The organism is Burkholderia sp. 4M9327F10, assembly GCF_005503145.1.
Classification (GTDB): domain Bacteria; phylum Pseudomonadota; class Gammaproteobacteria; order Burkholderiales; family Burkholderiaceae; genus Paraburkholderia.
In genome coordinates this window covers 55,341-78,865 of the sequence record NZ_SCNV01000019.1, presented here as the reverse complement: position 1 = coordinate 78,865, position 23,525 = coordinate 55,341, and the positions used below count along the sequence as shown (strand labels likewise).

The 23,525-nt window shown below is 63.2% G+C and carries 15 protein-coding genes; 7 read left to right on the top strand and 8 right to left on the bottom strand.

Annotated features, from left to right (window positions below):
* Positions 1 to 6: 6 nt before the first annotated feature.
* Positions 7 to 5,517 carry an ATP-binding sensor histidine kinase gene (locus FFS45_RS18685; protein WP_137956113.1) on the bottom strand — a complete coding sequence of 1,837 codons (5,511 nt, stop codon included), beginning with the start codon at positions 5,515 to 5,517 and terminating at the stop codon, positions 7 to 9.
* A 467-nt stretch (positions 5,518 to 5,984) separates the two neighbouring features.
* On the opposite strand from FFS45_RS18685, the gene FFS45_RS18675 reads away from it, so the two are divergent.
* The gene (locus FFS45_RS18675) at positions 5,985 to 6,791 is read left to right on the top strand and encodes a phytochelatin synthase family protein (protein WP_137956111.1); all 807 of its coding nucleotides are present in this window, start codon (positions 5,985 to 5,987) and stop codon (positions 6,789 to 6,791) included.
* A 33-nt stretch (positions 6,792 to 6,824) separates the two neighbouring features.
* On the opposite strand, the gene tet is transcribed toward FFS45_RS18675, so the two are convergent.
* Both tet and FFS45_RS18665 read right to left on the bottom strand, forming a co-directional pair.
* Positions 6,825 to 8,036, bottom strand: coding sequence for a Tet(A)/Tet(B)/Tet(C) family tetracycline efflux MFS transporter (tet, locus tag FFS45_RS18670; protein ID WP_137956110.1), 1,212 nt, complete (start codon positions 8,034 to 8,036; stop codon positions 6,825 to 6,827).
* 105 nt (positions 8,037 to 8,141) lie between these two features.
* Complete coding sequence (locus FFS45_RS18665; RefSeq protein ID WP_137956109.1) at positions 8,142 to 9,119, bottom strand: LysR substrate-binding domain-containing protein; 978 nt, start codon at positions 9,117 to 9,119, stop codon at positions 8,142 to 8,144.
* Between the two features lie 130 nt (positions 9,120 to 9,249).
* Here FFS45_RS18665 and FFS45_RS18660 point away from each other — a divergent pair, with 130 nt between their 5' ends.
* Positions 9,250 to 11,538, top strand: coding sequence for an NADP-dependent malic enzyme (locus tag FFS45_RS18660; protein ID WP_137956108.1), 2,289 nt, complete (start codon positions 9,250 to 9,252; stop codon positions 11,536 to 11,538).
* A 71-nt stretch (positions 11,539 to 11,609) separates the two neighbouring features.
* On the opposite strand, the gene FFS45_RS18655 is transcribed toward FFS45_RS18660, so the two are convergent.
* The gene (locus FFS45_RS18655) at positions 11,610 to 11,852 is read right to left on the bottom strand and encodes a hypothetical protein (RefSeq protein ID WP_137956107.1); all 243 of its coding nucleotides are present in this window, start codon (positions 11,850 to 11,852) and stop codon (positions 11,610 to 11,612) included.
* Between the two features lie 266 nt (positions 11,853 to 12,118).
* On the opposite strand from FFS45_RS18655, the gene FFS45_RS18650 reads away from it, so the two are divergent.
* Together FFS45_RS18650 and FFS45_RS18645 are read left to right on the top strand one after the other, a co-directional pair.
* The gene (locus tag FFS45_RS18650; RefSeq protein ID WP_137956106.1) at positions 12,119 to 12,964 is read left to right on the top strand and encodes an AraC family transcriptional regulator; all 846 of its coding nucleotides are present in this window, start codon (positions 12,119 to 12,121) and stop codon (positions 12,962 to 12,964) included.
* 166 nt (positions 12,965 to 13,130) lie between these two features.
* Complete coding sequence (locus FFS45_RS18645) at positions 13,131 to 13,889, top strand: FadR/GntR family transcriptional regulator (protein ID WP_137956105.1); 759 nt, start codon at positions 13,131 to 13,133, stop codon at positions 13,887 to 13,889.
* Positions 13,890 to 14,018: 129 nt separating this feature from the next.
* Here FFS45_RS18645 and FFS45_RS18640 read toward each other — a convergent pair whose 3' ends face one another.
* Positions 14,019 to 15,602, bottom strand: coding sequence for an aldehyde dehydrogenase (NADP(+)) (locus tag FFS45_RS18640; RefSeq protein WP_137956104.1), 1,584 nt, complete (start codon positions 15,600 to 15,602; stop codon positions 14,019 to 14,021).
* Positions 15,603 to 15,869: 267 nt separating this feature from the next.
* Here FFS45_RS18640 and FFS45_RS18635 point away from each other — a divergent pair, with 267 nt between their 5' ends.
* The 3 genes from FFS45_RS18635 to kdgD all read left to right on the top strand — a co-directional run bounded on the left by FFS45_RS18635 (position 15,870) and on the right by kdgD (position 19,643).
* Positions 15,870 to 17,201, top strand: a complete 1,332-nt coding sequence (locus tag FFS45_RS18635) for an MFS transporter (protein ID WP_137956103.1) — start codon at positions 15,870 to 15,872, stop codon at positions 17,199 to 17,201.
* Positions 17,202 to 17,265: 64 nt separating this feature from the next.
* Complete coding sequence (gudD, locus tag FFS45_RS18630) at positions 17,266 to 18,615, top strand: glucarate dehydratase (RefSeq protein ID WP_137956102.1); 1,350 nt, start codon at positions 17,266 to 17,268, stop codon at positions 18,613 to 18,615.
* Between the two features lie 110 nt (positions 18,616 to 18,725).
* Positions 18,726 to 19,643, top strand: a complete 918-nt coding sequence (gene kdgD, locus FFS45_RS18625; RefSeq protein ID WP_137956101.1) for a 5-dehydro-4-deoxyglucarate dehydratase — start codon at positions 18,726 to 18,728, stop codon at positions 19,641 to 19,643.
* Between the two features lie 141 nt (positions 19,644 to 19,784).
* Here the strand turns inward: kdgD and FFS45_RS18620 are convergent, their stop codons facing one another.
* From FFS45_RS18620 to FFS45_RS18610, 3 genes are all read right to left on the bottom strand, one after another.
* On the bottom strand, positions 19,785 to 21,992 hold the full coding sequence (locus FFS45_RS18620) for a TonB-dependent siderophore receptor (protein WP_137956100.1): 2,208 nt from the start codon (positions 21,990 to 21,992) through the stop codon (positions 19,785 to 19,787).
* A 287-nt stretch (positions 21,993 to 22,279) separates the two neighbouring features.
* A complete protein-coding gene (locus FFS45_RS18615) occupies positions 22,280 to 22,759 on the bottom strand; it encodes a hypothetical protein (RefSeq protein ID WP_137956099.1) in 480 nt (159 codons plus the stop codon).
* Between the two features lie 16 nt (positions 22,760 to 22,775).
* Complete coding sequence (locus FFS45_RS18610; protein WP_137956098.1) at positions 22,776 to 23,429, bottom strand: nitroreductase; 654 nt, start codon at positions 23,427 to 23,429, stop codon at positions 22,776 to 22,778.
* Between the last annotated feature and the right edge of the window lie 96 nt (positions 23,430 to 23,525).

Here is a 23,525-nt window from a genome sequence, read left to right as displayed (position 1 = left end):
GCCGGCCTATGATGAAGCGGTCGGATGGGCCGGCACCGTGAACTGAAAGATAGCGCCGCGGGGTACGTTTGCGCTCGCCCACAGCCGGCCACCGTGTGCTTCGACGATTGAGCGGCAGATCGACAGCCCCATACCCATGCCGCTAGCCTTTGTCGTATAAAACGGCTCAAAGAGGCGCTCAATGTCCGCGGAAGGGATGCCTGGCCCAGAATCGCACACCGTTACAAGGACAACACCCGGTTCATTCATCGTCGTGCTGATCGTCAATTCCCGCGCCCCGTCGTCAACTGCGCCCATCGCATCAATGGCGTTGATGGAGAGGTTCAACATCACTTGCTGGAGTTGCACGCGGTCGCCTTGAACGAGCGGCAAGTCTTCCGCAAGCTGCATCCGTACAGAAACGCCGTTCCTGTCGGCCTCACTGCACGTTAGGGTAATGACCTCGCTAATGGCCTCGTTGATCTGCAGCATCTCATTGTACGTCGGGGCCTTCACTACAAAACCATGAATACGCTTTATTACCTCGCCTGCACGCCGGGTGTCACGGACGATGCGCTCAAGCGCTTCGCTAACTTCTCCCAGATCGGACGGGTCACGGGCAAGCCAGCGCAGGCCCGCCGACGCATTGACTCCGATCGCCTCGATCGGCTGCCTGATTTCGTGGCTGATCGAGGCCGTGAGTTGCCCAAGCGCCGTAACGCGGTTCGCGTGCGCAAGCTCCATCTGCACCTTGCGCAGATCCGCTTCCGCCCGTTTTCGCTCGCTCAGATCGAGCACGAAACCCACGCCCTGGTTCCCACTCTGTTCGAGCATTGCGCTGGCAGCCAGTACCGGCACGCGGCTACCGTCCTTCCTGAAGTACTCCTTCTCGTAGGGCGGCACGGTCCCCGCTGCCCTTAGCTCCGGCATCCACTCCCGGGTGTGACGCTCGAGCCACTCCGGTGGCGTAAGGTCCGTCCACCGCAACCCTCCTGATAAAAGGTCGTTACGATCGTATCCCACAATACGGAGAAACGCGTCGTTGGCTTCGAGAATGCGGCCTTCGATATCCCAGATCAGGATTCCGACGATGTTCGCGTCGACGAGGCGCCGGATCTTCGCCTCACGTTCAGCGAGGTCACGATACAAACTGGCGTTCTCCAGCGCGATGGCAGCCTGTGAGGCGAGCAGCTTCAGTACCGCGACGTGAGCGGGTGCAAAGACGCCGGCAGCCAGGCTGTTCTCGAGATACAGCGCGCCAATCAGCTTTGCCTGAGCAAGCAGAGGCAGGCAGAGTATGGAGCGCGCCTGCCGCTCCTTGACGTAGGGATCGGCGGCAAACGAAGACTGGGCCGCGGCATCATCGAGAATGACGCTTTCCCCGGTGCGCAGAACATAGTGGAGTACGGCCTCCGGCAGCGCGGTCTCGACCACGGCCTCGTCGCGCAGGTGCACGCTTACCCTGTCGCCGCTCGTCGCGGCCTCTGCGGCGATTCGCAGCGCACTCCCGCGCGCAAGAATTAACAGAACCCGCTCGGCGCCGGCCTGCGCCATCGCCGTGCGCATGAGTGTGTCGAGCAGTTTGTCCAGAACGATCTCGCTCGAGACGGCTTGCGACACCTTGATTACCGTAACAAGGTCTAGGTATTCGACCGGCGCCCCAATCGTCCCCGTGGAGCCGCGAACCGGCTCGTCCTCTCGCAGGTGCGGGTACAGCTCATCGAGCTGCCGCACCTTGCCGTGGGCTCCCCAGCGCAGATAGCAATGCCGGGCGTCCCGTAAATATACGCGAGCCGTCTTCTCGAAACCGCGCGACGCATAGAACTGTGCGGCGAGTTCGTTGCCGATCGCTTCGTTCTGGGAGAAGCGGTTCTCGCCCGCGAAGCGAATAGCGTCCTCGTAGTGGTGCATGGCATCGAGGTCGCGGCGCTCGATTCGGGCGAACTCGGCGGCCACTAGCGCAAACTTGTCGCGGAACGTGGCCGAGCCATTCTCTGCCCATTCGCGCAACTGCTCGACATGTGTCGCCAACAGGTCACGCAGCGCGGCTTCTGTTTCCGGTGCGGCGCCATCCTCCAGCAGCGCCGCAGCAGCGAGCGCCAGGTAGAAGTAATAATCGAGCACCTGGATATGGCCGATAGAAGCCCAGAGCAGATCCTTTGCCTTTTGGCCGGCCGCGAGAGCTGCGTCATAGTCACCGGAAATGAAGCGGGCCTGGATTTTTAGAATCCAGTACCAGCAGACCATGGTGCTCATTCGGTCGTCGTTCAGTCCGGCCTCAAAGGCTGTTTCATCGAAATCGCCGCCGCTGAAGCTCGAAAAGTGCGACGTCTGTCCTCGCATGTTCAATATGAAGCGCTGCTGGCTCACGATGATGTCGACCACATCGCGAAACTTCGCTTTGCTTACGAATTCCAGGCACCCTTCCGATTGCGACCACACGTCGTCAAGCGCTTTGCCGTTGAGAAGAAGGTCCGTGACGATGTGGTTGCGCGTGTAGCACGCCACGGTAAGGTCGCCGGTCTCGCTTCCGGCGCGGAAGGCAGCGTCGAGATAGCGAAGTCCGTTTGCGATGGGCTGCGTCCATAGGCCCGCGATTTCCATGGCGAGGTAAGCCTTGGCCTTGTAAGCGGTGAAATCGTGCTTTTCGACAAAATCGCACGCGAGTTTTGCAAACTCATAGCCCTCCGAATACCGGTGGAACACCGGACCGAGGACGACACCGAACCAGACGTACCCGGTGGACGCGGCGTCGGTGCTGCCGCCGCACAGGCTAAGGCTCACCATCTTGCACAGGTGCAGGAGGAACAGGTTGCGATCCGTGAAAAGCGATGGGGCATAGAGCAGCGAGAGAATGCCCGTCGCGGCATGGACCTCGGGATCGGAGCTCAGTGGCAGCTCGATCAGGCTTCCAATCGGCCGCTCGCCCAGTTGGGCCCACACGTTCTCGTATTCGGCCTGAACCTCTTCGCGCGTCGGATGCGGCGGTATCTCGATACCGAAGAGGCGCAGGCACTCCAGCGCGCTCTCGATGGCTTTCGGATACTCCGCCTTCACGTGATGGAGGTCGATCTTGATACGGTAAGCCGCCGCCTTGTCGATCTTCGACGCGCCTCTCGACAGCAGGTCCGAGAGGAGCTGCTCGGCCTCGTCAAAATTCCCGTTCAGGTACTCGCACTCCGCGCGTTCGAGCCACAAGCCGAAAGCGAGTTCGTAGCGGGTTGTCCACCCCTCGCTTCCGAGTACGGCCATCCCGGCGCAAAGATAGGTGCGCGCCGATGCGTACGCCGTCGACGCCTTGGCGCGCCTTCCGGCAATCAGGTTGAGTTCCGCGAGCTGTTCACGCTCATCCTGTCCGGTGATCAGGGCCGCGCCGCGGTTCAGCTGGTTGACGATCTCGAAGATCATTTCCTGGCGCTGTTCAGGTGGCGTCTGTGCCGCGAGCAACCGGCCGATCCGCAGATGCACCGGGGCACGCGATGCTTCAGGAGTCAGTGAATAGGCAGCCTCCTGGACTCGGTCGTGGACAAACCTGTACGAGCCCTGACTGCGCTCAACCAGCTCCAGCAGGACCGCCTCCGACAGGGCGTCGTGGACTCGCTCCTCCGGCGTGCCGAAGGCAATCGAAAGTGTGGCGATCTCGGCGGCGTTGCCGATACAGGCCAGTTGCTGTACCGCCGCCTGCGTATCGGCAGGCAGGCGGCTGAGCTTGCCGACCATCAGGTCCACCACGTTGTCGGCGTATCCCTTGGCGTGAATGCGCTCGAGATCCCAGGACCAGCACGCCGCGTCATGATCGAAGGTGAGCATGCCCTCTTCGTCTAGCGCGGAAATGAACTGAATCGCGAAAAACGGATTGCCACCGGTTTTTTCGTGCACCAGTTGCGCGAGCGGTGCGGCGCGCGTCCCATCGCAGCGAAGCGCGTCCGCAATCAACTGCCCGAGATGTTCGCGGGCGAGCGGCGCAAGCTTGATCTCGGCGACGTTTCCGGCGCCGGCCTTGATGGCGTCGAGCATGCGTGTCAGCGGGTGGGTGGCAGTGACTTCGTTGTCGCGATAGGCACCGATCAGCATCAGATGATGCAGATCCGAGCGCGTCAGCAGATCCTCAATGAGATCGAGCGTCGCCGCGTCGAGCCACTGCAGATCGTCGAGGAACAGCGCCAACGGATGTTCCTCCCGGGCAAAAACGCCGATAAACCGCCGAAACACCAGCTGAAAGCGCCGTTGCGCGTCTTGCGGGGGGAGCTCGGGGACCGGTGGCTGGTCTCCGATGATGAGCTTCAGTTCGGGGACGACATCGACCATCAGCCGGCCGTTCGGGGCCAAGGCCTCCAGAAGGTCGTCACGCCAGGCGGCAAGCTCGGTGTCGCTCTTGCCAAGAAGCGGTCGCACGAGGCTTTGAAAGGCCTGAGCGAGCGTCGAATAAGGGATGTCACGCTTGTACTGGTCGAACTTACCCGCGGCGAAGAGTCCCCGCGGCGGCACCAGTACCCTGTGCAATTCGTTGACGACCGCGGACTTGCCAATGCCCGAATAGCCGGAAACCAGCACCAGCTCCGGCGTTCCGTTCTTGACGATGCGATCGAAGGTGGCCAGCAAGGTCTCGATCTCGGTTGCTCGTCCGTAGAGCCTTTCCGGGATCAGCAGCCGATCGGGCGTATCCTGCTGACCGAGCGCAAAGTCGGCGATGTAGCCATGGCTTTCCCACTCGGCGAGGCAGCGCCGCAGATCGCGTTCGACGCCACCGGCGGTCTGGTAGCGCTCTTCGGCCGTCTTGGCCATCAGCTTCTTGATGATGGCCGACACCGGGGCAGGAACGCCCTTCAAGCGCTCGCCAAGCAGCAGCGGCTTTCGCGCGATATGGCAGTGCACCCACTCCATCGGATCGGTCGCGGTGAACGGCAGCGAACCCGTGAGCATCTGGTAGAGCGTGACGCCGAATGCATAGAGGTCGCTGCGCGCGTCGATCGAGCGGTTCATGCGCCCAGTCTGTTCCGGGGCCATGTAGGCAAGCGTGCCGGCGAGGGTCTCCGGCGGTTCAGGCGCCTGCCGCTCGCGTCGTAGCTGCGAGGAGATGCCAAAGCCGGTCAGCCGGGGCCGCCCGTCCGTGCAGTTCACGAGGATATGCCCAGGCTTCAGGTCTTTATGGACGAGGCCACGCTGGTGAAGCTTGCCCAGCGCCGCGGCAATGCCGACGGCAAGGCGCAAAGCCCTGCCCAACGCCATGGGCGCGCCCATCAGCCGTTCGAGCGGCTCACCACCCGGATCCTCGAGCAGCAGCAGCGTTTCCCCGCCTTCGCGCACCAGCTCCAGCGGCCGCACCGCCCACGCGCCATCAATGACCTCCTTCAGCTGGAATTCGTGCGCGAGCCTGTCGAGGCTGGCAGTTGAGGGCTGCTCGACGGCGAGCCGTGCAATGAGTAACGTCTCGCCGCCGCCATTGACTGGCCTTCGGGTCCGGCCGAAGACGCGCTCGCCATCCTCCCACAAGGTTTGGAGACCGTTGCACATCTCGCCGTAATCGTGAGTAGCCATTGTTCCAGGGCAGAGGCAACAGGATGGAGCGTTGCAGCAGCGGCCGACAGCGAAGCGTTATCCACAGCGGAATAGACGTACTGCGCCGTCCCGGAGTGGCTCAGAATTCGGTGGATAGCTTCTGCATAGCCTGCCGCCGATCTTTCTTCACGGTGGCCTCGCCGATATGGGGAGTTTCCACGCAATCTGCTTGTCGAGCAGACCCGCGAAGATCAAGTCTACAACGTCCTGCTCGCGCCTCGTAAGACTTTTGCGCGATCGGATACGCATCGGGTAATCGTAGGCCAGGGATGCAACAGAGTACGCAGGGGCATACCATCGTATGCTTCCAATTCGTTCTTCCGTAGGCTATGGGCGTCTCTCACGCACTGCGATTCGTTTCGTGTTAAAAATCGAAGCTCGCCCGTGGGATGTTCGTGCAGCATCGGGCGGCAGTCGTTCGAAACTCTTCGCGAGAGAAGGTCACGATGCCCCACTGCTCATTGTTTCGTTTTGCCCGATTGAAGAGCGTACTCGCCTGGACCATCGCTGCATTGGCGGTTGCGGGTGCGTTGTCCGGCTGTGCATCGCCAGCCACTGAGAATCATGCGGCTGCGCCAGTTGCAGCCCGCTCCGCCGATGGCCCGTTACCCGTTCCGCCCAACCTCGTGGCGCTGATGCAGCCGGAAGGGCAGAAGCGCCTTTTCTCCAGTGGCGACAATCAATCCTATTGGCCGCTGTCCCAGTACTTCGAAACGCAGAGAAACGAAGCGTACTGTTCGGTGGCGAGTTCGGTGATGGCGTTAAATGCGCTGGGTATCAAGCGTCCTGAGTCGAGTCAATACCCGGACTTCCCGTACTTCTCCCAGCAGGACTTTTTCCGCAGTGTCGACCCGCAGGTTGCGGATGCCGCCCGCGTTTCGCGCGAGGGCATGACGCTCGATCAGCTTGGCGCGGTCTTGAGCGGATTCCCGGTCGCGGTGATGAAATACCACTCCGGTGACCTGACGCTCGCGCAGTTCCGCGATCTGATCCGCGAGACGACTGAGCATGACGACCGCTTCGCCTTGCTGAACTTCAGACGCGTGGAGATTGGCGAGACCGGCGGCGGACACTGGTCGCCGCTAGCCGCCTACGACGCGGCTAGTGACAGCGCGCTTGTACTGGACGTTGCAAGGTACAAGTACCCGGCAGTGTGGGTGCCTGTTACGCAACTGTACGCAGGGTCGCAAGCGGTCGATAGCGTTAGCGGTCTTTCGCGCGGGCTGGTGATCGTCGGCAAGCGCGCGAACTGACTTGTCCGGAACGGCCGCGCTCGCCGCCGTCCCTTACTCGCTGCTGCTTGTCTCTACCGCGCCCGGTTGCTGCGACCTGAGCCGCCCATTGAACAGCATCGGCAGCGCGAGCAGGTAAAGCGTGACGCCCGCGCCCCACACCACGCCCGGCCACGTGTGCTGAGTGGCCGCATACAGCGCGCTGACCGCCAGCGGTCCACCCACGCCGATCAGACTCGCGATACTCGTGAGCGTGCCTTGCAGTTCGCCTTGCCGGTTATCGTCGACCTGCCGGGCCATCATCGCCTGTAGCGCAGGTATCGTGATGCTGCCCGCCGCGAACAGCGGCAAGATGGCGAACGGCATCCAGCCTCGGGTGGCAACAGCCATCAGCGCGAGGCCGAGACTGTCCGCCGCCAGCCCGATCAGCACCGCCACGCGTTCGCCCAGACGTGCCACCAGTGGCCCGATGGCGAACGCCTGCGAAACGGCGTGGCATGCGCCATAAGCGGCCAGCGAAACGCCGGCAATAGTGGTCGACCATGCGAAGCGGTCTTCGCCGTAAATGATCCATAGCGTGGCGGGCGCCTGCGACGCCAGCATGACCACCGCATACACGCCCACCAGCGGCAGCAGGTTCGGCATGCCGCTCAAACGATGCAGCGCGGCAAACGCGTTCATGCTGGTCCTGGGTGATGCTGCGCTTTGCGCCTGGCGCGACTCCGGCAAGACGTAATACGCGAGCAGCAGGTTCAGTCCGTTCATTGCCGCCGCCGCGAGGAATGGCGCGCGCAGATGCCATGCACCGAGCAGGCCGCCGATCAGTGGCCCCGCAATGAAGCCCACGCCAAGCGCGGCGCCCATCTGGCCAAAGCGTCCCGCGCGCTCCGGCTCCGGGGTAACGTCGGTCAGATAGGCGGTCGCGACGGCCATGTTTGCACCGGTGATGCCGGCCAGCACGCGGCCCACATAGAGCCAGGAAAGATTCGGCGCCGCGGCCATCAGCAGATAGTCGGCCGCCGCCCCGGCGAGCGAGGCCAGCAGCACGGGACGGCGCCCAAAGCGGTCGCTCAGGGCGCCGAGCACCGGCGAGAACAGGAACTGCATCAGTGCGTAGACGGCGAGCAGCGCGCCATAGTTTCTGCTGACGTCGGTGTCGGAGGTACTCAGGCTGTGCAGCAGTCCCGGCAGAATGGGCATGATGAGCCCGAAGCCGATTGCATCCAGAAGCACCGTGATGAGTATGACGATGTGGGGTCGTCTCAAGAGGCCACCTTATTATTTATCGAGTGCGGATTATTTCACACTGTGGTGCTCGCGTCTTGACGCCGTGCTGATCTGCCTTGTGCAGGTGTTGCGCTCAGGACGCCACTAGGACGCCACAGGCCGTGAGTAAATCTCCTGGCAGACCTGACGAAGCGAAGCAGCGAACAACTGCGCCGGCATTCGCTGCACTTCGTTCAGGCGAGTGAATAGCGCAATCGGCGACAGAGTCCATTCGAACGAGTAAGGCACGATGGCAACGCCCGCGATGCGCACCAGTTCCTCTGCAATATCCGCCGGCACGATGGAAACCGCTTGCTCGCCCGCAACGATCATCTCGCCGATCAGCTTGGACGAATAGCTTTCGACGATCGGCGTCGGCGGTGTCAAGCCGGCGCTGAGAAAGATATCGGCGACCTGCTCGCGCATGGGTGTGTTCGGCGCGCCGAGGATCCAGTCGAGCTCCACGAGTTTTTGCCAGTCCAGCCGGCCGCGCGCAAGACGGGCCGCGAGGCGGCGGCTGGCGATCAGCCGAGGTTGCTGGCGGTACAACACTTCGACGCTGACCTGCTGCAGATCGAGGGACGCCGAAGCGCGTCCAATCACGATGTCTACCGTGTGCTCGCGCAACTGTACGAGCAACTGTTCGCTCGTGCCCTCGTGAATCGTGACGGTCAAGCGCCGATCGCCTTCCGGGCGGGTGCGCTGAATCGCCGTCGACATCATCTGGCCGGGAATAAACGGGATCACGCCGATATGCAGATGCGCCGCGTGCCCGGAAGCCACGGCCTCCATTTCCCGCACCAGATGGTCGAGATCTTCGGTCATCGCCCGCGCTCTCGCCAGCACCACGCGGCCCAGCGCGGTGGGCGCCATGCCGCGGGCCGAGCGGTCGAACAGCGGCGCGCCGAACATGTCCTCCAGCTCCGCCAGCGCATTGGTGACGGCCGGCTGGCTGCTTGCCAGGTGTTCGGCGGCGCGCGTCAGCGAGCCGTGCTGCTGAATCTGCAGCAGCAACGTGAGGTGCCGCATTTTGAGCCGCGAGGCCAGCTTGCGGACCACCGTATTCGGATCGAAAGCCGCCATGAAGATGTCGAGTCATTAGAAAAATATGATGGGGGCATATTAACTCCAAATATTGTCCTTATGGCTCGTCCATAAAATGGCCTGACACCTGATTCGCGCCGGCAAGGCGCCTAACCATAGAGCTGAGAATATGAACACGACGGATCGCCAGGCCGCACTCGACTACCACGAATTCCCGGTTCCAGGAAAAACGGCGGTGATCGCCACCAAGCCGCTGGTGACGCAGCGAGACCTCGCGCTCGCATACACGCCTGGCGTCGCGGCGGCTTGCGAGGAGATCGCCGCGGATCCGATCAACGCGTTCCGCTTTACCGGGCGCGGCAATCTGGTGGGCGTCATCACGAACGGCACCGCGGTGCTGGGACTGGGCAATATTGGTGCGCTGGCTTCCAAGCCGGTGATGGAAGGCAAAGCGGTGCTGTTCAAGAAGTTCGCCGGCATCGACGTGTTCGACATCGAGATCAACGAGACCGATCCGGACAAGCTGGTCGACATCATCGCCGGTCTTGAGGCAACCTTCGGCGGCATCAATCTGGAGGACATCAAGGCGCCGGAATGCTTCACGGTCGAGCGCAAACTGCGCGAGCGGATGAAGATCCCGGTTTTCCATGACGACCAGCACGGTACGGCGATCACCGTCAGCGCGGCTTTCATCAATGGCCTGAAGGTGGTGGGCAAGAGCATCAAGGAGGTCAAGGTTGTGACCTCGGGCGCGGGTGCCGCGGCGCTGGCGTGCCTCGAACTGATGGTGGAACTCGGCTTGCCGATCGAAAATATCTGGGCGACGGACATCGAAGGCGTGGTGTACGAAGGCCGCACCACGTTGATGGACCCGCAGAAGGCGCGCTTCGCGCAGAACACGGCGGCGCGCACGCTGGCGGAGGTGATCGAGGGGGCCGACGTGTTCCTCGGCCTGTCCGCGGGCGGCGTGCTCAAGCCCGAGATGGTGAAGCGCATGGCGGCGCGTCCGCTGATTCTCGCGCTCGCCAACCCCACGCCGGAAATCTCGCCGGCCGAGGTGCAGGCCGTGCGTGACGATGCGGTGATTGCGACGGGCCGCTCCGACTATCCGAACCAGGTCAACAACGTCCTGTGCTTCCCGTATATTTTCCGCGGCGCGCTGGATGTAGGCGCAACCACGATTACGCCCGAAATGGAAAAGGCGGCGGTCTACGCGATTGCCGCGCTGGCCGAAGAGGAGCAGAACGAAATGGTCGCGGCGGCATACGGCGCATATGGCGTCGCGTTCGGCCCCGACTACTTCATCCCGAAGCCGTTCGATCCGCGCCTGATTGTGCGTATCGCTCCGGCGGTCGCCAAGGCCGCGATGGAAAGCGGCGTCGCCACACGCCCGCTGCAGGACCTGGAGGCCTATACCGAACAGTTGCAGCAGTTCGTCTACCGCTCAGGCGCGTTCATGAAACCGCTGTTCGCAGCGGCGCGGCAGATTGTCCGCGAGGGCGGCAAGTCGCGCATCGTGTTTACCGAAGGCGAGGAAGAACGGGTATTGCGGGCGGTGCAGGTGATCGTCGATGAAAAGTTGGCCCGTCCGATTCTGGTTGGCCGTCCCGAAGTGCTGATGGCGCGGATCGAAAAGTACGGCCTGCGCTTGCGCCTCGGCCAGGATGTCGAGGTGACCAATCCTGAGTATGACGAGCGGTTCCATCAATACTGGACGACCTATTGGGAGCTGATGTGCCGTGACGGCATCACGAAGGAGATGGCGCGCGTGGAAATGCGCCGCCGCCTGACGCTGATCGGCGCAATGATGGTGAAGCTCGGCGACGCGGACGGCATGGTGTGCGGCACCGTGGGTGCGTACCACGATCACCTGCGCTTTGTCGACCAGGTGATCGGCAAGAAGGCAGGCGCGCAGACCTATGCGGCCATGAACATCCTGCTGCTCGACGACCGTACCATCGCGCTGGTCGACACCCATGTGAACGACGATCCGAGCGCCGAGCAGATTGCCGAATTCACGATTGCCGCCGCGCGGAGCATGGAGGGCCTGAACCTGGTGCCGAAGGTGGCATTGCTGTCGCGCTCGAACTTCGGCTCGGGCAGTTCGGCCTCCGGGGCGAAGATGCGGCGTGCGCTCGAACTGGTCACGCAGCAGGCGCCCACGCTGGAAGTGGACGGCGAAATGCACGGTGACTGCGCGCTCGACGAGGCGCTGCGCTCGCGCATCCTGCCGATGTCGCGATTGAAGGGGGCGGCGAACCTGCTGGTGTGCCCGAATGTCGACTCGGGCAACATTGCCTACAACCTGCTGAAGACCGCGGCCGGCAGCAACGTGGCAGTGGGGCCGTTCCTGTTGGGCGCCAATGCGCCGGTGCACATTCTGACGTCGAGTTCCACGGTGCGCCGGATCATCAATATGGCGGCGTTGACAGTGATCGACGCGAACCGGGACGCTTGACGAGCGGCTGATGGGAATTCTGGGGGTGTCTGTCTGCTAGCGAAGACGCAGACACTCCTGGGGCGAGGCGCTCAGCCCCGCCGGTTCCGGCCTCGCAGGCCGATGATTTTTCTCACTTTGCGGACGTCCCGCACGCTTCGCACGTCGCGGACGTCGGGTATATCGCCGCGTTTCTCCAGCGCTGCGCGCAGCACCCGCCTCCCTTGCGGTTCCTGCGCGCCACCTTTCGAGCGCAATCCGCCCGAACGCGCCAACACCACAGCAACCCAGCAAGCTGCGCAGATGAAAACAAGAATAGCGGCGGAGAAGCTCATTCTTTCCGGATCCTTTCGTTTGTCTGGCGATTTGCATGCGCCGATAATTGCATGCGGGTTGCGTCAGGCAGCAGTGTATAGCGGGGCGCGGTGAGGGGGTAGCGTAAGTGACCCTGTGCGTTTTTCGAGTGGCGTACGTTTTTTTCGTACACTCGGGCAAAAACGTACAGGAAGAGCGGCGTGCCCCCAACTCTGCCGCGCAAGAACGATCAAATGACCGCTTCGCCGATGTCATATATTGCCGGCACGACGTCTTCAGGAACACCATGGACCCTATTGGGAAAGCGCTCTGGTTCATCGAGATCGAGTTGTGCGGCGAACTGACACTCGATCGGATTGCCGCCACCTGTGAGCTGTCACGCTTTGGACTTTCGCGCATGTTCGCCATCGGCACGGGCTGGCCGGTGATGCGCTACGTTCGGGCGCGCCGCCTGACCCGGGCGGCGCAGATGCTCGCCGAGGGCGCGCCGGATATCCTCAGCGTGGCGCTCGACAACGGCTATGGTTCTCACGAGGCGTTCACACGTGCCTTCCACGATCTGTTCGGCGTCACGCCCGACGAAGTGCGAAGCCGACGTGTGCTCACTGACCTGCCACTTGTGGAGCCTATACGTATGAAAGAGCTAAAAGATGTCGATCTGCCTTCGCCGCGCTTCGAGACTCGCGACGCGTTTGTGATCGCGGGTTTCAGCGGGCGCTTTACGCCCGGAACCAATGAAGGCATCCCCGCACTGTGGCAGTCCTTCGGTCCGCATATTGGTTACGTCCCGGGTCAAGTGGGCGGCGTGACCTATGGTGTGTGCTGCAACCCGGGCGAAGACTGCAGTTTCGAATACATCGCCGGCGTGGAAGTGAGAACAGGCGAGGGCCTGCCCAGTTCATTCCGCTCGATCAGGGTCGAACCTCACCGCTATGCCGTGTTCGAGCACAAGGGGCATGTCTCGACCCTGCATCAGACTTTCTACAACATCTTCAACCACTGGTTGCCGGCTTCGCCCCTGGAGTCCGCGGAAGCGCCCGAGTTCGAGCGCTATAGCGAAGACTTCGATCCTCTCGCCGGCACGGGGACGGTGGAAGTCTGGGTGCCGGTGAAAGACAGGTCATCCACCTGAACTGGAGCGCAGCGGCCTTTAAAAGGGTGCCGGCATTACCGCCGGCATACCACCGGTGAAGGGCTCTGTATGTGTGCTGAGCGGCCTTGCCCGCTGCCCAAATGCGCCGTTGTGCGTTGTAGGACAACGTATAATGGACCGGTCAGCATACAACAGGAGGTCCTCGATGACCGCTTCCCCCGCTCTCACCACGCCGCCGCTGCGCGCGCGCGGAAGTCTTGCTGACCGGGTGGTGAACTACGTCAACGAACAGGTCGCTTCGCATGCGCTGAAGCCCGGCGACAAGCTGCCCACCGAGACCACGTTGATGTCGCTGCTCGGCGTCAGCCGCACGGTGGTGCGCGAAGCCATCTCGCGTCTGCAGGCGAACGCCGTGATCGAAACGCGCCATGGTATTGGCAGTTTCGTGCTCGAACGGCGCCGCGAACCGCTCGGACTCGAGATGGTGCCGGCTACCACGCTGGCGGATCTGCTGTCGGTGATGGAGCTGCGCATCAGCCTCGAAACGGAATGTGCAGGCCTTGCCGCGCAGCGCGCGAGCGAGCGCGACATCGCCAATATTCGTGCGGCGCTCGACGCCATTGAGGCCACCAGCCGCGCCGGTGGCGACAGCGCCGCGGCGGATTTGCGTTTCCACGTCGCGGTAGCGGGCGCCACGGGCAACCGTTATTTCGTGGACATTCTCACGCAGATGGGCACGGCGCTGATTCCGCGCCATCGCGTCGACTCGCCGAGCCTCGCCCATAGCGATCCCGTCGCTTATATGGCGCGCGTCAATACCGAACATGAGGGCATTCTCGACGCCATCGTGCGGCGCGATCCCGAAGGCGCGCGTGCGGCCATGCGCATGCATCTTTCGAGCAGCCGGGAACGGCTGCGCCGGTTGAGCGCCGCAGCGGAAGAGGGCGTGGAACGCACAACCTGAAGCTTCGTCTTGCGTTGTGCCATGCAAAAGCGGCCCTGCTGGGGCCGCTTTTTTCATCCTTCATCGGGAAATGGGGCGCATCGGTGTGCGCCCCAGCTCTCAGGTTCCCTCAACCGCCCTTAACCGCCCTCAACCCCGCACGATCTGCCCGTCCCGCGTGCGCCACAAATCGAGCGGATTGGCGTCGGCCAATGCCTGCGGCAGCAGCTCCGCCGGAAAGTCCTGGTAGCAGACCGGACGCAGGAAGCGTTCGATCGACGTCGATCCCACCGAGGTCACACGGCTGTCCGCCGTGGCCGGGAACGGTCCGCCGTGCACCATCGCGTGACACACTTCCACACCGGTCGGAAAGCCGTTGACCAGCAGGCGCCCGGCCTTGCGTTCGAGAATCGGCACCAGCTTTCTCGCCGTGCCGATATCGTCGCGGTCCATCTGGATCGTGGCCGTGAGCTGGCCTGCGAAATGCTCGGCAACGGCCAGGAGCTCGGCTTCGTCCTTGCAGCGGATCACGGTCGATGCCGGACCGAACACCTCGTCCTCGAGTTCGGGTTGCGCAAGGAAGGTCGACGCATCGGTGACGAACAGCGCGGCGCGGGCCTGGGTTGGGCCGCTGGCCGCCAGCCCATGCGCTACTGCTTCGACGCCTTCAATGGCGGCAAGACGTGTCTCACCCTCCTGATACGCCGCATGGATGCCTGAGGTCAGCATGGTTTGCGCCGGCTTGCTGCCAAGCGCCGTCGCGGCTGCCGCTGTGAAGGCTTGCAGATCGGCTCCGTCTACCGCAATGGCGAGGCCGGGGTTGGTACAGAACTGCCCCGCGCCCAGGACAAGCGAATCGACGAAGCCACGCGCGATACTTTCGCCGCGTGCCGCAAGCGCGTTGGGCAGCAGAAACACCGGGTTGATGCTGCTCATTTCGGCGTAAACGGGAATCGGCTCGGGGCGATTCGCGGCCACCTTCATGAGCGAGGTTCCGCCAGCGCGCGACCCCGTGAAGCCGACCGCCTTGATCGCAGGATGCGCGACAAGCGCTTCGCCAACCGTATTGCCGGCGCCGACGATCAGCGAGAACACGCCCTCAGGCAGGTTCATTTCCGCAGCGGCCTGCTGGATCACACGGCCGACCATTTCCGAGGTGCCCAGGTGGGCCCGATGGGCCTTCACCACCACCGGGCAGCCGGCCGCCAGCGCGGCCGCGGTATCGCCGCCGGCAACCGAAAACGCCAGCGGTAAATTGCTCGCGCCGAACACGGCAACCGGTCCGATGGCGATTTTCTGCATGCGCAGATCGGCGCGCGGCAGCGGCTTGCGTTCGGGGAGCGGCGAGTCGAGCGTCGGGGCGAGCCATTGACCGGATCTGACGACCTGGGCGAACAGCTTCAGTTGACCAGTTGTACGACCACGTTCGCCTTCGAGCCGTGCTTTCGGCAAGCCTGACTCCGCATGGGCGCGCTCGATCAGCGCGTCGCCGAGCGCGGCGATGCCGTCGGCAATCCGTTCAAGGAATGCCGCGCGGACGTCGAGCGGCAGGCTGCGATATGAGTCGAAAGCCGCTGCGGCCAGCGCACAGGCTTGACTGACGTGCGTTTCGGAGCCGCTGCCGAACACCGGTGAGGGGATATTCTCGCCGGTCGCGGGATTGAATGCGCGCAGCGCCTGTTCATTGCCACGAACAGCCTGGCGGCCTATCAGCATGTCGCCGGTGATCTGCATGACGTCTCCTATCAGGACAGTTTTGATATCCGTCATCGTACAACATGCCCTTGTGATCGCGCAATCCGGCCTCCCGGCTGAGCAGTTGTGTGCCGTTTGTCCTTTGGCTGGCATCCGGAAAGCCTTTCTTCATCAATCGTTCACACAGAAAATCCAGGGTAAACACTTGGTTGGAAACGCCAGATGAAAAACGTAGACTGTCGTCAGACAACGTATCTCGAAGGAGCGAGTATTCAAAACGCTCACTCCCCTCGACCGGAGACAACCTTGACATCAGCATCCACCTCGGCGACCGACCCGCTCGAGTCCGCGGTCTCGAAGGTCAAGCGGCACATCCTGCCGCTCTTCCTGATCATGTTCATTGCGAACTACATCGACCGCGTGAACATCGGGTTCGTCAATGCACATATGCAGTCGGATCTGGGGATCGGTGCGGCGGCTTACGGCCTGGGCAGCGGCCTGTTCTTCGTCGGTTACGCGTTGTTCGAAGTGCCGTCCAATGTGCTGATGCAGAAGTACGGCGCGCGGGCATGGCTTACGCGCATCATGGGTACGTGGGGCCTGGTGGCGGGCGCGATGGCGTTCGTGTGGAACGACACCTCGTTCTACGTGCTGCGTTTTCTGCTCGGCGTGGCTGAGGCGGGTTTCTTTCCGGGCGTGGTGTTTTACTTCACGCAATGGCTGCCGCAGAAGGAGCGCGGCAAGGCGGTGGCGGTGTTTCTCTCCGGCTCGGCGTTTGCGTCGGTGCTGTCCGGACCGATCACCGGCAGCCTGCTGTCCGTGCGTGGACTCGGCCTGCAAGGCTGGCAATGGATGTTCCTGATCGAAGGCGGTTTCTCGATCGTGCTGTGCGGCGTGAGCTGGATGCTGCTGAAATCGCGCATTCGCGACGCCGCCTGGCTGAGCGCCGAAGAACAGCAGGTTCTGCACGCGTCTATCGCGAGAGAGCAGGCGGAGCGCGAGGCACTCGGCGGCGCCCACCTGCCACCCATGAAGCTGCTGAAAGATCCGCAAATCGTGCTGTTCTGTTTTCTGTACTTCGCGATTCAGTTGACCATTTACGCCGCTACCTTCTGGTTGCCGACCATCATTCGCAAGATGGGCGGACTCTCGGATTTCCAGGTCGGTATGTACAACACCATTCCCTGGCTGATCGCGATGGTCGCCATGTACTGCTTCGCGCTGCTGTCCGCCAGGTGGCGCTTCCAGCAGGCGTGGCTGGCCGGCGCGCTGGTGATTGCGGCGTGCGGGCTGTTCGCCTCCACGTCGGGCAATCCGGTGTTCTCGTTCGTTGCAATCTGCTTTTCGGCGATCGGCTTCAAGGCCGCCTCGTCGCTGTTCTGGCCGATCCCGCAGGGCTATCTGGACACGCGGGTGGCTGCCGCGGTGATTGCGCTGATCAACTCGGTCGGCAACCTGGGCGGATTCTTTGCGCCCGCGGCCTTTGGCTATCTGCAGCAGCACACCGGCTCGATTAGCGGTGGCCTGTATGGCCTCGGTGTGGCGTCGCTGATCGCCGCCGCGGCCGCGTTCCTGACCCGCAACCGCCGTGTGCCGCGCGACGGCTTGCTGAAACCGCTGCATCGCGAGGCCCATTAGGCATGCGAAGCGCCATTCCCCACACTTTGCCAGCCGGCTCTATCACTTGAAGGGTCTTACCTTAATGTCTACGCAATCCATCCAGTCGAACGCCACGCCGAGCGTCACCGAGCTGCGCGTCGTGCCGGTCGCCGGCCAGGACAGCATGCTGCTGAACCTGAGCGGGGCGCACGCGCCGTTCTTCACCCGCAACGTCGTGATCCTGCGCGACAGCGCCGGTCATACCGGCGTCGGTGAAGTGCCTGGCGGCGAAAGTATCCGCAAGACCATCGAGGACGCACGGCCGCTCGTCGTCGGCCAGTCGATCGGCAATCTGCAAGCGATCCTGAACCGGGCCCGCACGCAGTTCGCGGATCGCGACGCGGGTGGCCGCGGCCTGCAGACTTTCGACCTGCGCACGACGATTCACGCCGTGACCGCGCTCGAAGCGGCGCTGCTCGATCTGCTTGGCCAACACCTGGGCGTACCGGTTGCCGCCTTGCTTGGCGAAGGCCAGCAGCGCGACGAAGTTGAGATGCTCGGTTACCTGTTCTACATCGGCGACCGCAATAAGACCGACCTGCCGTATGCGAGCGGCGCTGAAGGCCGCGACGCGTGGGAGCGCCTGCGCACTGAAGAGGCGATGACGCCGGAAGCGGTGGTGCGCTTGGCCGAGGCCGCGCAGGCGCGCTACGGCTTTAACGACTTCAAGCTGAAGGGCGGCGTGCTGTCCGGCGACGCCGAGATCGAAGCCGTGACGGCTCTCGCTGAGCGCTTTCCGCATGCACGCGTGACGCTCGACCCGAACGGCGCATGGTCGCTGGCGGAGGCCGTGCGCCTGTGCCGCGATCAGCACCATGTGCTCGCCTATGCGGAAGACCCGTGCGGTGCGGAGAACGGCTACTCGGGACGCGAGGTGATGGCTGAATTCCGCCGCGCGACCGGCTTGCCGACGGCGACCAACATGATCGCCACCGACTGGCGCCAGATGGGCCACGCCATTCAACTGCAGTCCGTGGATATTCCGCTTGCCGATCCGCACTTCTGGACCATGCAAGGCTCGGTGCGCGTCGCGCAGATGTGCAACGACTGGGGCCTGACCTGGGGTTCGCACTCGAACAACCACTTCGATATCTCGCTGGCGATGTTCACGCATGTGGCCGCTGCCGCGCCCGGCAAGATTACCGCCATCGACACGCACTGGATCTGGCAGGACGGCCAGCATTTGACGCGCAATCCGCTGCAGATTGTCGGCGGCAAGGTCAAGGTGCCGCAAGTGGCGGGTCTCGGCGTCGAGCTCGACATGGACGCGCTGGAAAAGGCGCATGCGCTGTATCAGCAGCACGGTCTGGGCGCGCGCGACGACGGCATTGCCATGCAGTACCTGATTCCGAACTGGAAGTTCGACAACAAGCGTCCGTGCCTCGTGCGCTGATTGCGCTTCGAGCCTTCGAACCTTCGAACCCCCAGACCTGACAACCGGCAACGGCCCCACGCGGCCGTTCACCCCATTCAACTTTAGCCAAACCTGAACCTGAGCAGATCATGACGACCCCTCAAGAACTCAAAGCGATTGTTTCCGAAGGCCTGCTGTCCTTCCCCGTGACCGACTTCGACGCGAACGGCGAGTTTCGCGCCGACACCTACGCGGCACGCCTCGAATGGCTCGCGCCGTATGGCGCAACGGCGCTGTTCGCGGCGGGCGGCACTGGCGAGTTCTTTTCGCTGACCAAGAGCGACTATACGAATGTGATTCGCACTGCTACGGAAACCTGCAAGGGCAAGGTGCCGATTCTGGCCGGCGCCGGCGGCCCGACCCGCGTGGCCATCGAATATGCGCAGGAAGCCGAACGCCTCGGCGCCAAGGGTGTGCTGCTGATGCCGCACTACCTGACCGAAGCGTCGCAGGAAGGCATTGCCGCACACGTCGAACAGGTGTGCAAGTCGGTCAAGAACATGGGCGTGATCGTCTACAACCGCGCCAATTCGAAGCTCAATGCGGACATGCTCGAACGTCTGGCGGATAGCTGCCCGAACCTGATCGGCTTCAAGGACGGTGTGGGTGAGATTGAAGCAATGGTGACGATCCGCCGCCGTCTCGGCGACCGCTTCTCGTATCTCGGCGGCTTGCCGACGGCAGAAGTTTATGCAGCTGCGTATAAGGCATTGGGCGTGCCGGTGTACTCGTCGGCGGTGTTCAACTTCATTCCGAAGACGGCGATGGAGTTTTACCTCGCGATTGCCGCCGACGATCACGCCACGGTGGGCAAGCTGCTCGACGAGTTTTTCCTGCCGTATCTGGCGATCCGCAATCGCCGCCAAGGTTACGCGGTGAGCATCGTCAAGGCCGGCGCCAAGCTGGTGGGCCACGACGCGGGTCCGGTGCGCGCTCCGCTGACCGATCTGACCGCTGAAGAACTGGCGCAACTGGACGTGCTGATCAAGAAGCTCGGCGCGCAGTAGTCGTCACGCAGTAAGTGTCAGACGCGGGCCGCGGAGCATCACGCGCCACGGCCCGGCTGCAAGCGTTTCGCCACCTGAGCGGTTGATTGGCCACCAGAGCCGCTCAAGTCACCCAGGCCACCCAGGCCGCTCAGGCACGACTCAAAAGTCCGTCGTCATGGAGAGCAGGAAGGTACGCGGCGCCCCTTGCGTCAGATAACCGCCGATCGTCGAAGCCCAGTACGACTTGTTGGCGACGTTCAGCACACTGGCGCGGAAGGTGGTTGGCCGGCCGAACAGCACGGTGGCGTAACGCGTGCCCAGATCGAAGCGGTCCCACGACGGGATCGACAGCGTGTTGGTAGCGTTCAGATACTGCGAGCCGGTGTGAATCCAGCGCGCGGTCAGCGTCAGGCCGTTCACCATCGGCACATCGTATTCGGCCCCCAGGTTGAACATGAAAGTTGGCACACCAATGGGCCGGTTGCCGTCCGTCGTGCTGCTGCCGGTGTTCAGCAAGGTCGCGTTAATGTAGGTCGCACCGGCGATCAGCCGCACGCCCTTGTACGGCTCGCCGTAGATCGACGCTTCAATGCCGCGGTGGCGCTCGTCACCATCGGCAACAAAGTAGTTGGCGGAGTTTGTGTACGTCGAAGGCTTTTCGATCTGGAAGGCTGCGAGCGACGCGCCATAGCTCTGGTTGTCGTACTTCACCCCCACTTCGTATTGCTTCGAGCGCTCGGGCGGCAGCAGCACGCCGCTGTTCAGCGCCGTCGAAGGCGCCTGCGCGCCGACGGCGAGCGCTTCGCTACGGTTGGCAAAGAACGACACGTTTTGCCACGGCTTGATCACGAGGCCGAACAGCGGCGTGGTGATGGAGTCGTTGTAGGCCTCGGTCTGATTGCCGCTGTAGTCGAAGTTGTTCGAGTGGATGCCTTGATGGCGCACGCCCACCGTGAACAGGACGCGATCACCCAGGAATCCTAGCGTATCGGAGACCGCGACGCTGCGCATCAGCGAGAGCGAGACGGTCTTGGGATCGGCCAGGTCGCCGCCTGAGAACGCCGTTGCCGGGAAGGGCGCTTGCGGCGTGTCGTAGAGACTCGTGTCGTACGAACCGCTGAAGGTGTATGCGGATTGCGAGTCGACCCGCACGATGGACGCACCCGCCGTCACGAAGTGCGTGACCGGTCCGGTCGTAAAGTGGCCGCGCACCCCTGTTTCTGCCGAGGTGGCGTCTTCCTTGTGCGGTACGCCCAGGCGCGTCGCAGTCGTGCCGGTATCGCTGACGGTGGGCGAAGAGTATTCGCCGTGCTCGTCGGTATGACGGGCGCCGCCCGCGACATACGCGGTCCAGCCCGGGGCGAAGTCGTACTCGGCGCGCAGCAGGCCGATCGTGTCTTCGAGCGAGCTGTAGCTCCAGGTCTGCGCGTAGTTGTAGGTGGCCGACGGCGGTTCGGGAACGAAGTCGCCGGTGACGTTCACGGTCGGACGGCCGTCGTTGACGCGCTGGCGCTGGTAGAGGAAATCGCCGTACAGGCGCAGCTTTTCGCCGCGCCAGTCGAGCGAGACCGCCGTCGTATTGTCGCGACGGTGTTCGCCGTCGATGCTCGTTTCGCCGTCGTGGTTCGCCTGATTCACGCGAATGCCCAACTGGTCCTCGCTGCCGAAGCGGCGGCCCACGTCGATGTGCGTGCCGATTTCGCCGGAGCCGCTGCCTTCCACCGTGACGCGCGTGAGCGGCTTGTCGTCGGCGCGCTTCAACTGCACGTTAAGACCGCCGCCGATCGCCGAGCCGGCCGGCGACGCCCCGCTCAGAAACGCGTTGGCTCCCTTGAACAGATCGACGCGTTCGATTGCGTCGGTGGCGACGAGCTGGCGCGGTGTCACGCCATACAGGCCGTTAATGGAGACATCGTCACCGTCGAGCTGGAAGCCGCGGATCACGAACACTTCGGAGAAGTTGCCGTAGCCGTAAGCACTGCGCACGGCCGGGTCGTTATCGAGCACGTCGGCAAGGGTGCGGGCCTGCTGGTCTTCGATCAGCTTCGACGTATAGGTGGTCATGCTGAACGGCACGTCGAGATTCTTCTGCTGGCCGAGGACACCGAAGTCCGCGCCGCGGGCAACCTGGCCGCCGCCGAAGGTCGGTGCGAGGTCGCCGGGCAACGCTTCGCTCTTGCTCTGCACCTTGATGGCGGGCAGTTTGCTATCGGTGGCGGGAGCGGTGTCGGCCGATTGCGCGGCGGCTAGACGAGGCACGCCGAAGGCGACGGCGATGGCAGCAAGGATGGTGGCACGGGCGGCGGCACGGTTAGCCGCAGCGCGCGCAGGCCTGGCCTGCGGGCTGTTCGAACGGGAAACGGACATGAATTGACGAAAGCGTGGTGGTCGGTCTTCCGCACCAGAACGCTTGTCGTGTTCGGGCGGCGTTTATCGCTTCGTTCGGGCAACCATCCTGGCGGGCGTGACCCGGCGAAACTGTATCAATGCAAATTGCATCGTCATTTTAAATGAGAATCATTCGCGAATGAAAGGAAAATTATTAAAGCGCTCCAAAAACTTACCGGGGCGCTCCGCAGACACGCTCGCGGTAAGGCGCCGGGCGTGACGAGCGAGCGGCGGAGCCCTTCATGGCGGCTACGCGCTCAGCGCACTCAGTGCACATAGGTGACGCGGCGCTCGCGCACCCGGATCTCGAGTCCCGCATCGAGCAGCCAGAGCGCGAACCAGCGGCTCACTTTCAGCACGACGCCCGAGGCCGGTCGCGGCAGCCAGTCGTCGAGCAGGGCGACGGCCTCGTCGCTGCGCATGCGTTGCAGCAGCGCGAGCGTTTGCAGCAGAGTGGCTTCGTCCTTGGCGAGATCGCTCGCGCAGCGGCAGCGCGTATCGAATGGCCGGCACGATTCGTCGGTGAGCGAATGCATCAGCAAGTCGAAACAGAGAAGGCAGTCAGCGCAGAGACCGGCATCGGATAGCACGTTGCGCCAGCTCTCGTTTTTGCGCACCGAATCACAGTGTGGACGCATCCAGGTTCGCAATGCCGTCAGCACCGTTTGCTCGGCCACATCGGGATGTTGCGCGAGTGACTCGTCAAGCAGCGTGTACGGCTGCGGGGAAGGAATAAGAAAATGCATGGCACCTCCGGCCTGTTTAATTGCCCGGCGTCACCCTTGGAGCCGGACCGGTCCACTCGCGCACGAATGCGCTACGCTGCGGCCGCGTTGCCGGGCGCTGACCCGGTTGCGGCGTGCCGACGAACAGGAAACCGAGCAGCCGCTCGGAAGGCCCGAAACCGAGCGCCGCGTGCATCGCGGGGTGGTAGCTGTCTGCGCCGGTAGCCCAGAAGCCGCCATAGCCGAGCACATGAATGGCATTGAGCATGTTCATTGACGCCGCGCCGACTGCCAGCAACTGCTCGACTTCAGGCACGGTCGAATCGCCGTTGACCGCCGCGCCGAGCGCGATGATCACCGGCGCCGCATGGGCTTTCTTGCTGCGATGCGCGTGCGCCGAGCGCGGGTCGCCTGGCGAGCGGGCGCAGGCAATGTCGACCAGCACCTCGCCCAGGGCGTCGCGTGCCGCACCGCGCACAACCACGAAGCGCCAGGGCTGCAGGTGACCGTGATCCGGCGCACGCAACGCGGCGTCGAAGATCGCGGCGAGTTCGTGATCGTCGGGACCTGGTCCCATCAACGGCCAATGCGACTGGCGCGACAGCAGCGCTTGCAGAGCGATCTCCGCGCGCGCTTGCGGGTCCTCGGTGGCGGGGCGTTCGAGCGGTTCAAGGGCAAGGGGCGAGTTCATAGGCGGCGGCATCGAAGAAGGTTGGGATGGTGCCTATGATGAGACAGATCCCGATTAAATGCAAATGATTCTCATTTGCAAAATCTATCGGACGAT